General features: G+C 44.5%; 12 protein-coding genes. 5 read left to right on the forward strand and 7 right to left on the reverse strand.

Features of this window, described 5'->3' with window-relative positions; all coding sequences use genetic code 11:
• The 5 genes from B3O12_RS03940 to B3O12_RS03960 form a co-directional block, all read right to left on the reverse strand.
• Positions 1-977 (reverse strand): FAD-dependent oxidoreductase (locus tag B3O12_RS03940; protein WP_286755364.1); only part of this gene is annotated, 977 nt, incomplete at its 3' end.
• A gap of 412 nt (positions 978-1,389) precedes the next feature.
• Positions 1,390-1,818, reverse strand: a complete 429-nt coding sequence (locus B3O12_RS03945) for a nuclear transport factor 2 family protein (RefSeq protein ID WP_286755365.1) — start codon at positions 1,816-1,818, stop codon at positions 1,390-1,392.
• A 26-nt stretch (positions 1,819-1,844) separates the two neighbouring features.
• Positions 1,845-2,951 (reverse strand): pyridoxal phosphate-dependent aminotransferase, encoded by a 1,107-nt coding sequence (locus B3O12_RS03950; protein WP_286755366.1) that lies wholly within the window; start codon positions 2,949-2,951, stop codon positions 1,845-1,847.
• A 75-nt stretch (positions 2,952-3,026) separates the two neighbouring features.
• Complete coding sequence (locus tag B3O12_RS03955) at positions 3,027-3,722, reverse strand: LytR/AlgR family response regulator transcription factor (RefSeq protein ID WP_286755368.1); 696 nt, start codon at positions 3,720-3,722, stop codon at positions 3,027-3,029.
• A complete protein-coding gene (locus tag B3O12_RS03960) occupies positions 3,719-4,873 on the reverse strand; it encodes a sensor histidine kinase (protein ID WP_286755369.1) in 1,155 nt (384 codons plus the stop codon). The genes B3O12_RS03955 and B3O12_RS03960 overlap by 4 nt, the downstream gene beginning before the upstream one ends.
• A gap of 187 nt (positions 4,874-5,060) precedes the next feature.
• On the opposite strand from B3O12_RS03960, the gene B3O12_RS03965 reads away from it, so the two are divergent.
• From B3O12_RS03965 to B3O12_RS03985, 5 genes are all read left to right on the forward strand, one after another.
• Positions 5,061-6,221: a class I SAM-dependent rRNA methyltransferase gene (locus tag B3O12_RS03965; protein ID WP_286755370.1), complete on the forward strand. Its 1,161-nt coding sequence runs from the start codon at positions 5,061-5,063 to the stop codon at positions 6,219-6,221.
• A gap of 87 nt (positions 6,222-6,308) precedes the next feature.
• A complete protein-coding gene (locus B3O12_RS03970) occupies positions 6,309-6,956 on the forward strand; it encodes a hypothetical protein (RefSeq protein WP_286755371.1) in 648 nt (215 codons plus the stop codon).
• Between the two features lie 449 nt (positions 6,957-7,405).
• A complete protein-coding gene (locus B3O12_RS03975; protein WP_286755372.1) occupies positions 7,406-8,824 on the forward strand; it encodes a Gfo/Idh/MocA family protein in 1,419 nt (472 codons plus the stop codon).
• An 83-nt stretch (positions 8,825-8,907) separates the two neighbouring features.
• On the forward strand, positions 8,908-12,084 hold the full coding sequence (locus B3O12_RS03980) for a WD40/YVTN/BNR-like repeat-containing protein (RefSeq protein WP_286755374.1): 3,177 nt from the start codon (positions 8,908-8,910) through the stop codon (positions 12,082-12,084).
• Between the two features lie 121 nt (positions 12,085-12,205).
• The gene (locus B3O12_RS03985; protein WP_286755375.1) at positions 12,206-12,913 is read left to right on the forward strand and encodes an endonuclease/exonuclease/phosphatase family protein; all 708 of its coding nucleotides are present in this window, start codon (positions 12,206-12,208) and stop codon (positions 12,911-12,913) included.
• Between the two features lie 83 nt (positions 12,914-12,996).
• On the opposite strand, the gene yaaA is transcribed toward B3O12_RS03985, so the two are convergent.
• A complete protein-coding gene (gene yaaA / locus B3O12_RS03990) occupies positions 12,997-13,761 on the reverse strand; it encodes a peroxide stress protein YaaA (RefSeq protein WP_189631279.1) in 765 nt (254 codons plus the stop codon).
• Positions 13,762-14,231: 470 nt separating this feature from the next.
• Positions 14,232-14,888 (reverse strand): hypothetical protein, encoded by a 657-nt coding sequence (locus B3O12_RS03995; protein WP_286755376.1) that lies wholly within the window; start codon positions 14,886-14,888, stop codon positions 14,232-14,234.
• Positions 14,889-15,021: the final 133 nt, after the last annotated feature.

Below are 15,021 nucleotides of genomic sequence, written 5' to 3' on the forward strand. Positions count from 1 at the left end.
GCCACCAGACAAGTAGAAGTAAAAAGCGGTTCAGGAGCCAGTCCGGTCATATGGTCTTTCACCCATTGAGAAGTATAGGCCAACTCTTGTGGATTGGGTATAAATGTGCGTTGGGAAGGGTCGTCCAGGGGGTGCATTACAAAATCAGGAGCTACTCGTATGTATTCGGGGTTATCCCAGTATACTTCCGGAAACCCGTAAAACTGATTGCCATTAGTGCCTTCGGGGTTCTGAAAAACAAACCAGGTAGGATACTGTATACTGTTTTCGGTTTTTTTAAAGTAGGCCGAGGCCATATTCCAATAAGTGGCTTCTATGCTAAAATTGAGCAGGTTAATGACATCGTTCACAAACGGACCCGGGGTTAGTATCAGTTTTTCGGTCAAAAACTTAGCCGTTGGGGTAGAAACCATAAAGCCGCTTCCCTCCGGTTGAATGTGAATTACTGGCGATTGCTGTTTCAGGCTTATGTATGAGTTGTTGTGGCACTGATCCAATAAAGTTTCGATAGTTGCTCTAAAATCTATGCTGGCACCATCGGCCTGAAATATACCCTCGTAAGAATCAGGCAAGTTCTTAAACTGATATTGCGATTCAATCTGACTGCTTGTAAGCGATTCATACGGTACGTTAAGAGCGTCCATCGCCTTTTTCGCTTCGTTGATATTGCCCTCGGTCGATTGTACGGTTGGGTCCCCAAACCACAGGGTTCCTACCTTATCCAATAATACCGATTGGGCATGTGATTGTAGCTCATCCCAATAAGGCATGGAATCCAGAGCCATTTGCACCATATATTCTTGAGGATATGGAATCCTGAATTGCCGGGATACTCCAGCCGAACTTCCTTGCTGGTTTAGAAATTCATACTGTTCTAAGACAAGCGACTTTACCTTGCGTTTGCCAAGGTAATAGGCAGAAGCCAGGCCCATAGCCCCGCCTCCAATTACAATAACTTCGTATTTTTCAATGCTCATAATGTGTGTGGTGTTTGTTTATGTGTGTGTTTTTAAGTATCAGTAAATCAATTGATTATAATGTGCAATATAAGATCTGATAGACGTGCTTCCTTGCCTAAATGAACAGATCATAAGCACAGACAAACAACTATAAAAAAACGGTTCCACCATAAAACAGGGAACCGTTCTTTAGATTGCACTTATTTAATAAAGCTGTGCTGATTAATGCTTTAAAGCAAAAGAGCTTGTATGTGGAGATCATGGCATGGTGTTTATTATTTCTGAAATCTACACAGAATTTGCAGAAAAACGCACAGCCACACAGGCTTTTAGTGGGTAGTTAACCTTAGGTGAAAGGGATTTCTTCCCATCTCTTTTGGCCAAAAATCAACCTGACTCTTGACCTCTTATCCTTGAATGTAAGTATTGTTTATAGATCTTCTTTATAGAAAACCTTGCTTACAATCAGCCATTTCCCGTCTACTTTCAACAAAGTCATGTAGTCGATAAAGCGAAAGCCTTCATAAGTAATGGTAAGCTTTGCCTGCGCAGCATTGCCTTGCACATCGACAGAAACAATGCGGGTTGTTCGGTCTTGCCTGGGGCCCGGCTTCATGCCTTTCTTAAAGAACTCCAGCACATTTACGTTTTGGTGTCCGTTGCCCCCAACTGATTGCATCATGGCCTCCGGATGAAAAGCTTTGGCCAAAGTAGCGTAGTCGTTGTTTGTGCCACCTTCCAGGTAATAATTAAGCGTGGTGGTAATCTGGTCTACTTCCTGCTTCTGCGATTGAGCCTGTGTCGATAAGCTACTGATGGTAAGCCCAATAAGGCAAACCAGAATTTTACTAATGTTCATGATTTTTGATTTTTAATTAAGTGTTATTAATTGAGCTTTTGGAGACATTGAACAAACCTTTCCATCTCTTGTTCTTTACCAACCGTGACCCTTGCAAAGGTTTGATTTTCATAATCGAGCTGGCCTATTTGCACCCCATAGCCTTCTAACGCTGCACGCAAATTCTTACCCTTTGTATTGAAGTAGACAAAGTTGGCTACCGAAGGGCTACAACGGTAGCCAAGCGATTCCAGCGCTTTTATGGTGGATTGCATAACCCGGGCATTTGTGGTTCGCGTGGTTTGTACAAAGCTGCTAGATTGTAGTGCATTACCGGCTGCCACAAGGGATAGAGTACTCAAGTCGTGGTTGGGCCAGGGAACAAGTTGTTGCAACTGCCTGATAATGGCAGCTGAAGCCATTAAATACCCCATTCTAAGCCCGGCCATACCATAGATTTTACTAAAAGTTCTCACTATAATAAGGTTGGGCATTTGCTTGAGAAGCCCCACCAAAGACTGCCCGTCACCGGCATACTCAATGTATGCTTCATCGAGTATAATCAGGGTTTTGGAGTTAATGCTTTTACAAAAAAGCTCCATTTCAGTCCGTTCATAAAAAGTACCTGTGGGGTTGTTCGGGTTCACCAGATAAATGGCTCCCGGGGTTTCATCTGCTTCTTTCAATGCAGCAAGGTCGAACTTATAGTCTGTAGTGAGTGGTAAGGAGTTTAGCTTCCCTCCTGCTTTCTTTAGCGTGTCAGGCAAGATGTTGAAGGTTGGGCTGCAATAATGCAGGGTAGCGCTTTTCTGCTGCACATAATGCCCTAGCAGTTGCAGTAAAACCGAACTACCGGCCCCAAGCATTATCATTTGACTTTCCAGCCCATGAAAAGACGCCAGTTGCTCACGCAGATTATTGGCATATATTCCCTGATAACGAAATAGTTCGCCATCAAAATGACGGATGGAATCTAAGACGCTTTTCGGTGGTCCATAGGGGTTTTCGTTGGCATTAAGTTTAATGACTGTTTCCGCATCATTTTGCCTTAAAAATTCTTTGGAGAGGTACGGAGATAGCAACAGACTCCCTCCCATTGTAAGGGCTGTTCCAAGCCAGTCTCTACGATTAATTGATTGTTGAATACGCGTCATGGACTTAAGTTGACTAATTCCTGCGAAGCGTATTCGCTTATCTTTCTCGTCAGTACTATTTACTTTCAGAGGGTTCTATGCCGTTAGCCGTTGCCTGATCTGTTGCCGCATTTGGCGGCTCACAGGAACGGTTTTACCGGTACTTAGCTGCAAATGATAGAGGTTATGTTTTACCCGCACTATATCCGTAACCAGAGAAAAATTTACTGCAAACGACCGATGCACTCTCATAAACTGATTGGGAAGCAGTTTGAGCAAGTGGTTGAGCGGTTTGTCGTAGACATAGGTTTTGTTAGAAGTATGTAATTCCGAGTAAATACCTGAAGCCTGAATAAATTGAATGTCGCTTATGGGCACCAGGGTGATATCTCCCCTCAGTTTTACCGCCAACCGTTGCAAATGAGTATCAGTGCCCTTAGATAGGCGAAACCGCTCTACCGCCTTGGCAATACGGTCTTGGGTAAATGGTTTGCCCACAAAATCGAGCACACCATGTTCGAAGGCTTCAATGGCCCTGTCGGTGTAGGCCGATACAACAATGGTTTTAAAAGGTTGTGCTAAAAAGAAATCCAATACCTTAAATCCATCTTTTCCATGCAGGTTCAGGTCTAAAAATGTAAGTTCAATCGGGTGTTCTTCCAATAGCTCGTGGGCGGTTTCAAGCGAGTCGGCATGGTGCAATACCAACCGGTCGCAAAAAGCCAGGCGAACGAAGCGTGCCAGCCGCTGAAAGACCAGGTGTTCATCTTCTATAATCAGTACTTCCGTCATTTGGGCAGGCTTATTCGGGTTGAAAATCCAAAATTGTTCCACTCGTGTTTGAGCTCAAATCGCTTATATACCTCTGTGAGCCTTGATCGCACATACTGCAGGCCCAGACCTTCTCTCACACTCTCAGGAGCCTCTCCGTCATTATGTACCACAAAGTCAATAGAGCCCTCCTTTTCTTCTTTTCGAATTACGAAAAGTCCCTCCTGCTTACTGCTATAGCCATGTGTAATTCCATTTTCTACCAGAGTAAGTAGTATGCCCGGAGGCAATTCATCTTCTACTGAAATGTTTTCAATGCGTGTGCGAAACACTTTGTTGAGGCGTGTAGACATAATGCCCAAATGAGCCTCAATAAGTTGCAGTTCTTCCTGTACACTCACCATGCGCTGTTGACTTAGCTTTGAAAAGAAGCTGAATTCTTCCGATAAATGTTGAACGAATTCACCGGCTTTCTGAGGATGACTTTCGATCAGCTCCTGCAATGAGGTAAGGGAATTGAGAATAAAATGTGGCTGAATACTTTTTCGCAGCAGATGGTTTTCCAACTCGACCGATTTGCGCTGCGCCATTTGATAATCGAGCGTCTGTTTGGAAAGTCGCATTCCGCTGGCGGCCATCATCATTAACACCATTACTATAGTACCAATAAAGTAGCCAAAGGGCACAAGGTTGGCCAACGCCAGTAAGGTAAAGGCCAAAAGCATTATGAGTCCGAGTAGAAAAAGTATAGATGAAGGTTCTTTCTTCGTGTACCGGGCTGTTTGCAAAATGGCCATAACAATACCTGCCACAAGAAATAAGTCCTCGCTCAACCAACCATAAGCTATGGCCGAAAAGGACAGAAAACCCAATGCCCACCACCTAAGGTTACTTAGCCTATGATAATAGCCTAAGAACAAGTTTAAGCTAAAGAGACCTAATATGACACTTATGTAAATGCAGTCTGAGGCCTTTAACCCAAGAATCAACGGTTCTTCCGGTGGTAAAGTTTTCAACCCCACTTTAAGCATATGAAAGGCGCAATAGGCCGCAAAAAACAAATAGGTGATTTGTTTTCTATAGCCAAAATAGAGCGTTAGGTTGAACAGCACCGCGCAGGCCAGCACCGAAGTGAGCACCAGAAAGGTTTCATGGAAATTCAAGCCAAGCATAATCAAAAGTAACGAAACCGATGCTTTATATGATGATCTGTCTTACCTGCCAAAAGAAAATATAACCATAGAAAAGCTAGTGTACCCGGCTCCCCCATCTTTTTAAAGTAGTAGATCGGCAGTCAATTGCCTACAGGTTGTTGCAAGAATATGTAAACTTGCGGGCAGTTAGTGAAAAGCCAAAAAATTGAAGACCATAGCCTTAAAGCCCGGTAAAGAAAAATCATTGTTTCGCGGACACCCCTGGGTGTTTAGTGGGGCATTAAACCTGAAAGAAAGTCTGCACAACGGAGAATTGGTTCGTGTGCAGTCTCACAAAGGCCAGTTTCTTGGGATTGGCCATTATCAGAATGCTTCCATAGCCATACGCATCATTTCTTTCGAAGACCAGCCAATTGATGAGGCTTTTTGGCAAAAATCGCTGCAATCAGCTCTGGAGACCCGTCAGCGCTTGGGATTGCCCAATGCCGATACCAATATGTATAGACTGGTGCATGGAGAAGGCGACTTACTCACAGGCTTGGTGATTGATGTATATGCTAAAACAGCTGTTATACAACCTCATTCCCATGGCATGTTCCTGCAGGCCAAAAATATAGCCACGGCATTGAAAGAAGTGTTGGGTAACGAATTGGAGTGTATTATTTTGAAGCACCCCAGTGCCACCAATTCTACACAAGCCGAAGTTCTTTATGGTGAAGCAAGCACAGAGTATATGGCCAAAGAATGGGGGCTTTCTTATAACCTCGATCTATTGAACGGTCAAAAAACAGGCTTTTTTGTCGATCAGCGGGAAAACCGAAAGAAGCTGGCTCAATACAGCTCAGGCAAGAAAGTGTTGAATACCTTTTGCTATAACGGAGGGTTTTCCCTGTGTGCCTTGGCGGCCGGAGCGGAACGTGTAGTGTCAGTAGATGTTTCTAAGCCTGCCATTGAGCAAACTAAAGTCAATTTACTGAATAACGGCTATTCGCCAGAACAACACCCGTGTCTGGCCATTGATACCTTTGAATACCTGCAGCACAACAGCAAAGATTTCGATGTTATTGTACTCGATCCGCCTGCATTTGCTAAGCACTTAAGTGCTCGCCATAATGCCCTCAAAGGCTACCAACGTCTCAATGCTATGGCCTTAGAGCAAATAAAACCCGGAGGAATTCTTTTCACATTTAGTTGCTCTCAGGTGGTCGATATGAATCTTTTCTATCACGCAGTGGTGGCAGCAGCTATTCAGGCCAGGAGAAAAGTAAAAGTGCTGGAGCGGTTGTCGCAACCAGGCGATCACCCCGTAAGCCTTACCCACCCTGAGGGTGAATACCTGAAGGGACTTATTCTGGAGGTACTATAAGTAACAGCACTTGCCTGAAAGGCCGGACCAAGCTATTTTCGCGGCATGAAAACCTTCACCAAATGGATACACACCCTGGTTTTAACAATGCTTCTAGTAGCTTGTGAAAATCAGAAAGACCAGGTCTTTACACCCACCACTTTTACTGTGGAAGAGGCCTATGAGTTTCTTCTCGATGCCGGATTTATGACAGATGCCCCGAAAGGACAACGCGGCTACAACCCGAAAGCACTGCACAAGGAATCGGCTGAAGATCTTCTGGGACTCATTACCACCCTGGCTCCTAACAAAGAACCGGCCTTGGTCTTTTATCTTGAAGTGGCCGGAGCTACTCTACCTAATGAAAAAGAGCGAGAACTGTTTATAACCCAGTGGACTGATAAAATTCCCTGGTTTGCTACCGACATTGTTACGGCCATCAATTTTGAGCTTAACAATCCTGAACAACAAATTATTTCAGAAGCCATAGACCATCTTATTTCCAGTCTTTCTACCGAGCAAACCATAGCCCTTTTGGTTCGGCAGAGCTTTATTAGAGAAAATATGGGGCCTGATGGAAATGGCAACGGAGAATATACCATACTGGAAGATGGCGTTGAGCATTGGTCGGCCAACTATATGCTGCAGTGTGCCGACAATATTCGAAAAGAACAGCCGGGAGAAAACCTGTTAGTCATTGCCGAGGCCCTTGAGCAGTTGGCAGACACCAAAGTCCGGGACGAGGACAACAGGTAGTCCGATACCTGTTCATAACAACTATACTCTAGAACTACCTTTTGTATAGCGACCGTCTTTATTAAATCTCTTTTTAGGTGGTCTGAATAAAGACCCCATGCTTTGTTACGGACCATGTTTCTACTATGCCTAAAGCCGACCATTGGTAAATATTTGAATGGAGGCAATTATGAAAACCTGCCAGAGAGAACTTAAAAATACAGGTCTGTAATTTTAATTGGCAATGATCTGTTTCTGTAAAATTAAATTTGCCCAAACACCCATCAAGCCACAATAATAAAAAAGCGTTTCCCGTTCAGGCTTTTCTTATTAATTTATCGGTCGATTGTTGCAGGAAATACAACAACCACTGAAACACTCCATTTTCTGCTTCGATCCTCACAGAAATTATCAAATTTTTTAAACGATTGTATGAAACCTGAGCGCGCTGGCTCAAACCATTTGAAACTATGGAACAACCAAAAAAGAACACCTCCAGGAGAGACTTTATTAAAACACTAGGACTAGGAACGGCTGCATTTACCATTGTGCCACGCCATGTGTTAGGCAAAGGCTATAAGGCCCCGTCAGATACATTCTATCTGGCTGGTATTGGTGTAGGCGGAAAGGGTTATTCAGACCTGACCGAATGCGCTAAAAGCCCTGCAGTAAAAGTGGTTGCTTTGTGTGATGTTGACGACAGAAGAGCGGCCAATGCCCGCAAAACTTTTGCTGATGCCAGTTATTACAAAGATTACCGGGTAATGCTGGAAAAAGAAACCGGCATAGACGGTGTAACCATTGCCAGTCCTGACCATATGCACGCCATTCAAACCATGGCTGCTATGCAACGTGGTAAACACGTATATGTGCAGAAACCACTTACCCACGACATTGCCGAAGCTCGAGAACTTACTGAAGCAGCCCACAAATACAAAGTGGTAACCCAAATGGGAAATCAGGGAGCCTCTGGCGATGGTGTAAGAAAAATGCAAGAGTGGTATCAAGCCGGCCTTATAGGCGATGCCACAGAGGTGTGGTGCTGGACCGACCGTCCGGTGTGGCCACAGGGAATTGCCTGGCCAGCTGAGCGCAAAGCACAGGTGCCAAAAGAGCTTGATTGGGACTTATGGTTAGGAACCGCCCCAAAGAAAGACTATATCGATAATCTGGTGCCTTTCAACTGGCGTGGCTGGTGGGACTATGGTACAGGAGCTCTGGGTGATATGGCCTGCCACATTATAGAACCGGCCTTTAAAACCTTGAACCTGGGTTATCCTACAGGAGTTGAGGCTTCCGTAGGCTCTGTGTATGTGGGTGAATTTAGAAGAGGTTACTTCCCGGAAAGTTGCCCTCCTTCTTCGCACATTACTCTAGATTTTCCCGAAAGAGGAGATCAGCCGGCTTTAAAACTTCATTGGATGGACGGAGGTATTCAGCCACCACGACCTGAGGAACTGGGTGCCAATGAACAAATGGGCGATGGAGGCAACGGAGTAATTATAAAAGGAACCCGAGGCACCATGATGTGCGGAACTTATGGTATGAATCCCAAACTCATTCCGCTGGAACTGAATGATGCGCTCAATGTAAAGGAAACTATTCCAAGAGTGCCGGAAGGACACTACGTGCAATGGGTAAATGCAGCTATGGCTGGTTATAAGCAAAAAGAGTGTAGTTCCGACTTCGATATTGCCGGGCCTTTAACAGAAAGCATCCTGATGGGTAACCTGGCTTTAAGAAGCTTCGATATTCAAAAGAAAGAAGGCAACAGAACCGTTTACCCGGGCCGATACATAAAACTACTTTGGGATGGACCAAACATGAAGGTGACCAACTTCGATGAGGCCAACCAATTTGTGAAGAGAGAATACAGAACAGGCTGGTAATCAGCCTAATAAATACGATATAAAAAGGAGATTGGTCGCGTACTAATCTCCTTTTTCATTCACTTTTTGTAACCATAAGAATTATGCTCAAACAACTCACCCTACTCCCCCTTTTGTTGCTTTCACTACTTGCTCATGCTCAGAGCAATTTAGACCAGAAGCTAGGCAATCACCGCTTTCGGTTCATTGGTCCGGAGGGTAATCGGGCCATTGCGGTAGCTGGTGTTCCGGGCGACCCTATGATCAATTACATTGGTGCCGCTTCGGGCGGACTTTGGAAAACCGATGACGGAGGCATTAACTGGCGCCCCATTTTTGACGATCAGGACATTTCTTCTATAGGCTCGGTAGCACTGGCTCCCTCCAATCCTGATCAGGTATGGGTGGGAACAGGAGAAACCTTCCTCATTCGGCCGGCACATGCCATGGGTAACGGCATTTACTTTTCGCCCGATGCAGGTCAAACCTGGGAACACAAGGGTTTAGAAAACACCGGAAGAATTGGCCATATTCTCGTACACCCCACCAACCCCAAGATTGTTTATGCCGCAGCCCTGGGTCACACTTATGGCCCACAACAAGAACGCGGAGTTTACAGAACCAAAGACGGAGGAAATACATGGGAAAGAGTGCTGTTTATCGATGAAGGCACAGGCGCTTCAGACCTGGCCATAGATCCGGAAAACCCGAACATCATATACGCAGCCATGTGGTCTATACACATCAATACCTGGGGGCTAAACAGCGGTGGCCCCGGCAGTGGTATATATAAGTCGACCGATGGCGGAGATAGCTGGGAGCCATTGGATAAGTATGGGTTGAAATTTGGGGCCGAGCGAATAGTAGGAAAAACATCTGTAGCCGTTTCACATAGCGACCCCAATGTGGTCTATGCTCTGTTCGAGGCAGAAAGCCCTGAAGTTTGGAGGTCGGAAGACAAAGGCATGAGCTGGACTTTGATGAGCCGTGAGCACGATTGGAACGAAAGAGCCCCCTATTACACCAGAATTCGGGTAAATACCGGAGACCCTAACGAAATTTATTCCATGTCCGTGCGATTTGTTCATTCGCTAGATGGTGGAAAGACCAGAAACCCCAGGCCGCCCCGTGGTGGTGGCGACAATCACGACATTTGGATAGATCCTCAAAACCCCGATCGCTACCTGGTAGCCCATGATGGTGGGGTGAGCATGACCCTCAACCATGGGAGAAGCTTTCAAAGAGTGGTGCTTCCAATCGCCCAAATGTACCACGTAGCCGTAGATGACAAAATTCCTTACAATGTTTTTGGAAATCGTCAGGATGGCTGGTCCTACATGGGGCCAAGCAACTCACTTCAGGGCTATATTCCACTTGGTTTGTGGAAAGGCGTTGGAGGTTGCGAAAGCGGTTTCGCTCAACCCGATCCGAACGATAACAACATCATCTGGTCTGGCTGTTATGATGGAGGCCTCGAAAGGCACGACATTCGAACAGGGCATTCCAGGGAAGTGAGAGTTTGGCCTGAAGCAGGCTATGGATGGGCTCCTGCCGATATGAAATATCGCTGGCACTGGAACTTTCCTTTAAGCTTTTCGCCCCATCACAAGGGAAGAGTATATGTAGGTAGTCAATACGTGCACATGTCGGACGATGGTGGCCAAAGCTGGCAAATCATCTCTCCCGATCTTACCCTCAACCTCAAATCGCATCAGCAAAGCTCAGGTGGAGTAGCCATCGATAACCTGATGACCTTCGATGGTTCTACGCTTTTCGCGATTGAAGAGTCGCCTTTAGAAAAAGGCTTGATCTGGGTTGGAACCAATGATGGCCAGGTGCAGGTAACCCGAAACGGAGGCGAGAACTGGACCAACGTTACATCGAATATTAAGGGGCTTCCTGAATGGGGCACTATAGCCAATATCGAAATATCGCGTTATCAGAAAGGCACGGTTTACATCTCTGTAGACCTACATCAGATGGGTGATTTTGCCCCTTACATTTACAAAACCACCGACTACGGCCAAAGCTGGAAGAAAATCTCTGATGGAATCCCTTCCTCTGAATCGAGCTTTGTGCATGTAATTAAGGAAGACCCTAAACGCCAGAGTATGCTCTACGCGGGTATCGATAAAGGTATCTATGTAAGCTATGACGATGGAGCCAGTTGGGATCGTTTGAGACTAAACTTACCTCCTGCTCCGGTGTATTGGATTGAGATTCAAGAGCGGTTTGACGATATGGTGGTGGGTACTTACGGACGCGGTTATTACATACTGGACGATTTGGCTGCACTCAGAAAAGCCGACCAACTGGACACCGATTTGGTTTTACTGGATGTAAGGGATACTTACCGCTTCAACAATCGGGAAAGCATTAAAACAGATGGAGGTAGCTTCAATTCAGGTCAGAACCCGCCCAATGGAGCGATCATTAATTACTACTTACCGGAAAGTGTAAAAGGCAATGTAAAAGTTGAAATTGTTAGCCGACAGGGCGATGTTATTCGCACCTTAACGCCAAGATCAAGAGCCGGTATAAACAGAACAACCTGGGATTTAAGGTATGAACCAATTATTCAGGCCAGACTTTTAACACAACCACCGGGCCGTCCTTGGGTTCAGCTCAATGGCGAAGGTTGGAGACCCCTGGTGCAATGGGATTTAGACCTCATGGCCGGACAGTACGGTCCCAGAGTGGCTCCAGGCACCTATAAAGTGAGGCTGAAAGTAGAAGATGAAAGCGGCCAGACTATCCGTGAGGTTACCAAAGATCTCAATGTACTGAAAGACCCATATTCTGAAGGAACCCAAGAAGACATTGAGGCGCAAGTCTACTTCTCTCTACAATTAAGAGATGCGATTAACGTGGCTGTAAGTAATATCAATGCAGTAGAAATGTTGCGCAAAGAATTGGAAGAAATTATTGACGAAGAATCTGATAAAAGAACCCAAAAAGAGGCCATGAGGCTTTTGGGTATAGCCGAAGATATTGCCGGTAAACTCTACGATATTCACCTAACCGGAGCCCGTGAGGATGCCTTCAGAAGCCCCATTAAGCTTTACGGCAGATTAAGTGCACTGGCCAGTGATATTAATGGCAGCGGTATTGACTTCCGCCCCACCAATCAGCAAGGTGAAGTGTACGAAGTACTGAATGAGAGGCTTCAGGCCGCAATAAAGCAGTTCGATCAGATTATTAATGAAGACATACCGAAGTTCAACAAAGCTCTGGAGAGAAAGAACAGAACAATTGAAATTGAGAAATCGGGTGGAAAGTAAAGCCGTATTGAATAATTGCAAGGAACACTTTAAGAAGTCTGCGCTTATAGTCCTTAGACTAACTTTAGTGTTCCTTATCATTAGCTCTTGCTCTCAGACGCAAATCACAGAGTTCAAGATCATGTCTTACAACATCAAACATGGTGTTGGAAACGACCAGCAGTTGGACCTATCGCGTGCTTTAGAGGTTATTAAAGCCCAGTCACCTGATCTGGTTGCCCTTCAGGAAATTGATCATTTCGCAGAGCGATCAGACAGTGTAGACCAAACCCACTTTTTGGCTAGTGAACTCCACATGACTGGCACTTTTGGGCAGTTTATGACCTTTCAGGGAGGGGGCTATGGTATGTCTACCCTTTCAGCAAAGCCTGTCAGTTTAACGAAAATACTCCCTTTACCGGATGGTGTTTATGAACCAAGAATATCCATTGTTCAAGAGATAGAAGTGGCTCAAGGTACCTCTATCCTATTTGCCAATGTACATTTAGACTGGATAGCGGGCCTGGAAGGTCAAGAAACACGCATGGCACAGGCAGCCGCGCTAATTGAATACTTAAACCAATTTGATTTACCGACAATTATTACCGGAGACTTTAATTGTGAGCCGGATTCACCAACCATGCGGTTATTCTATGAGGCCGGTTTTGTCTTTGTTCCTAAAGGCCCCGATAACCTTAGCTTTCAGGGGAATACAAAGGTAGAAATTGACCATGTAGTGTATAGGAATACCCCAAAGTCACAACTGCAGGTAACGTTTATCGATTTACTGGATGAGCCGCTTGTTTCCGATCATAGGCCTTTGGTAGCTACTGTGCAGCTTACACATTAATTCTTCATTTACGAAAGTCGATGGCCAATAACTGTGAGAAGACAGGCCGTTGGTACTTTGCTTTCTCAGCCTTCAGAGAATATCTACCCTCTCTTAAACAACAAATTATTCTCATCCGAACCCTCTGCATCGAACCAATAACCCTCATAATCAAAGCCTTTAAGTCCTTCCACCTCATTGATACGATTCTTGATGATATACTGAGCCATTAAACCTCTGGCCTTTTTGGCAAAGAATGAGATGATCTTATACTCACCATTCTTCATATCCTTAAACTCAACATTGACCACTCTGGCCTTCAGGCTTGGCCTGTCAATAGCTTTGAAGTACTCCTGAGAGGCCAGGTTGATTAATACTTTGTCGCCTTGCTTTTTGAGGTCTCGCATTACCTGAGCTACAATCTTATCGGCCCAATAGTTATAGAGTGTGGTATGGTCATCAAAAGCCAGTCGGGTGCCCATTTCTAATCGATAGGGTTGAATAAGGTCGAGCGGACGCAACAGACCGTACAAGCCTGAGAGTATGCGCAAATGCTCCTGAGCATAGAGAATATCGTCATGGCTCAGCTCTTCAGCTTCAAGCCCTACATACACATCTCCTTTAAAAGCATAAACAGCCTGCTTGGCTGTTTTAGGATTTTTGCTCTTGGTAAATTTCCTGTACCGGTCAGCGTTAAGCTCTGCCAGGTTTTCACTCAAATCCATTAACTCCTGAATTTCTTCCGGACTTTTCTCCTTCAGCACTCCAATAAGCTCCAGTGCTTCTTTCTGGAATTTCGGATAGGTTTTTTCCTTGTCGCATGGGGTTTCAAAATCGAGGGTCTTGGCTGGGGAAAGTACTAATAGCATATCGTTTTTACTCTTTGTGCAAACATACAAAGTGAGCCGCTAAAATGTTCGAAGGAGTTATAGCTAATGTTAATATTGTATTGCGATGCATGTAGTGAGTTTTGAGACTGGAATGAGCCCCACGCTTTTATCTCTCCTCGAGGCGAGGGATAGTACATTCTGCCAGTTCAGACCGCAGTCCTTAACTCTGGCACGAACCAATCCCCCTTTGAAACAAAGGGGTGGCCTTTAGGCCGGGGGATTTGCCCCTTCAGTAACAGCATAGTGTGAGTCCTGAGAGAGTACCTCAATGGAAAGTCATTTCGACCTTTGGGAGAAAGCCTAGGCGCGACTATAAGAGTGGCTAAATTTCTCAGTCGTGTATACCTAAGCACCTATTTCAGTTACTTATTTCTACTAAACCAAATGATTAGAAATGTAAAACCGAAAGCCTTTATTGACTTCCGGTTTTCTACACATTAACTTTTACTCTATTTTTTATTAGTGTATGCGATCTTTCTTGAAGACTTTCTCATTAATCTATTGATAAGATTATCGGTATTAGTGCCTAATGAGCCATTGACTGCTCTATTGTAGTTGAACAAGGTTTCTCCATCTTCCCCATTGTAGATAAACATATTCAATACTGCTTTGTCTGTGCTACCCCAAAAGCCAATGAGCAAACCAAGCGCAATTGAAGCTCCTTCAGACATTGGCTTTGACGTTTCAAAGCTACCCATAATAACCGCATCAACTCCTAGTAATCCTGCTAATTCCTTTGGTGTATATTTAGATATCGAGTTGTACTCAAAACCATTTTTTTCAAGGATTGCATTAGTTTCTACGGTATTTTGAACATTTACTACCATTTCGCCCCTTCCTTTTCTAGTTAAAAACCATGAATACATTGATTCTTGAATATTATAACCCTCAAGTTTTGACATATCCGCCAGTTGTTCGGAGGTCATTTGCTCCATCTGCTTTGGCCTTAAGTTGACAGTTGCCTTAAAAGGAAGAATAGCTATCATCTGATGTTTAGCAGCTATCTGAGGGAAATTTGGGTGTTCATATAACCTATTTTGAGCATAACTAACATTGATAATAAAAATGAAAATAACGAGTGTGATTAATACTTTAAACTTTGTCATTATGTTTTTAGTTTTAAAAAATTTGTTTGAACATAACAAAACTAGCCCAAAGACTTCAAGTCCGAATTATTTTTTAGGGTTACTTATTTAAGTCGCAAGCAGTATATTTCTGAACCTTGCCTCCATTTGTGTC

This window comes from Roseivirga sp. UBA838 (assembly GCF_002296035.1).
Lineage (GTDB): Bacteria > Bacteroidota > Bacteroidia > Cytophagales > Cyclobacteriaceae > Roseivirga > Roseivirga thermotolerans.

Bases quoted from the DNA above. Each gene is read 5' to 3' on its own strand.
- B3O12_RS03950 (WP_286755366.1), bottom strand. From the start codon at position 2,951: ATGACGCGTATTCAACAATCAATTAATCGTAGAGACTGGCTTGGAACA.
- B3O12_RS03985 (WP_286755375.1), top strand. From the start codon at position 12,206: ATGTCTTACAACATCAAACATGGTGTTGGAAACGACCAGCAGTTGGAC.
- B3O12_RS03995 (WP_286755376.1), bottom strand. From the start codon at position 14,888: ATGACAAAGTTTAAAGTATTAATCACACTCGTTATTTTCATTTTTATT.
- B3O12_RS03955 (WP_286755368.1), bottom strand. From the start codon at position 3,722: ATGACGGAAGTACTGATTATAGAAGATGAACACCTGGTCTTTCAGCGG.
- yaaA (WP_189631279.1), bottom strand. From the start codon at position 13,761: ATGCTATTAGTACTTTCCCCAGCCAAGACCCTCGATTTTGAAACCCCA.
- B3O12_RS03945 (WP_286755365.1), bottom strand. From the start codon at position 1,818: ATGAACATTAGTAAAATTCTGGTTTGCCTTATTGGGCTTACCATCAGT.
- B3O12_RS03960 (WP_286755369.1), bottom strand. From the start codon at position 4,873: ATGCTTGGCTTGAATTTCCATGAAACCTTTCTGGTGCTCACTTCGGTG.
- B3O12_RS03980 (WP_286755374.1), top strand. From the start codon at position 8,908: ATGCTCAAACAACTCACCCTACTCCCCCTTTTGTTGCTTTCACTACTT.
- B3O12_RS03975 (WP_286755372.1), top strand. From the start codon at position 7,406: ATGGAACAACCAAAAAAGAACACCTCCAGGAGAGACTTTATTAAAACA.
- B3O12_RS03970 (WP_286755371.1), top strand. From the start codon at position 6,309: ATGCTTCTAGTAGCTTGTGAAAATCAGAAAGACCAGGTCTTTACACCC.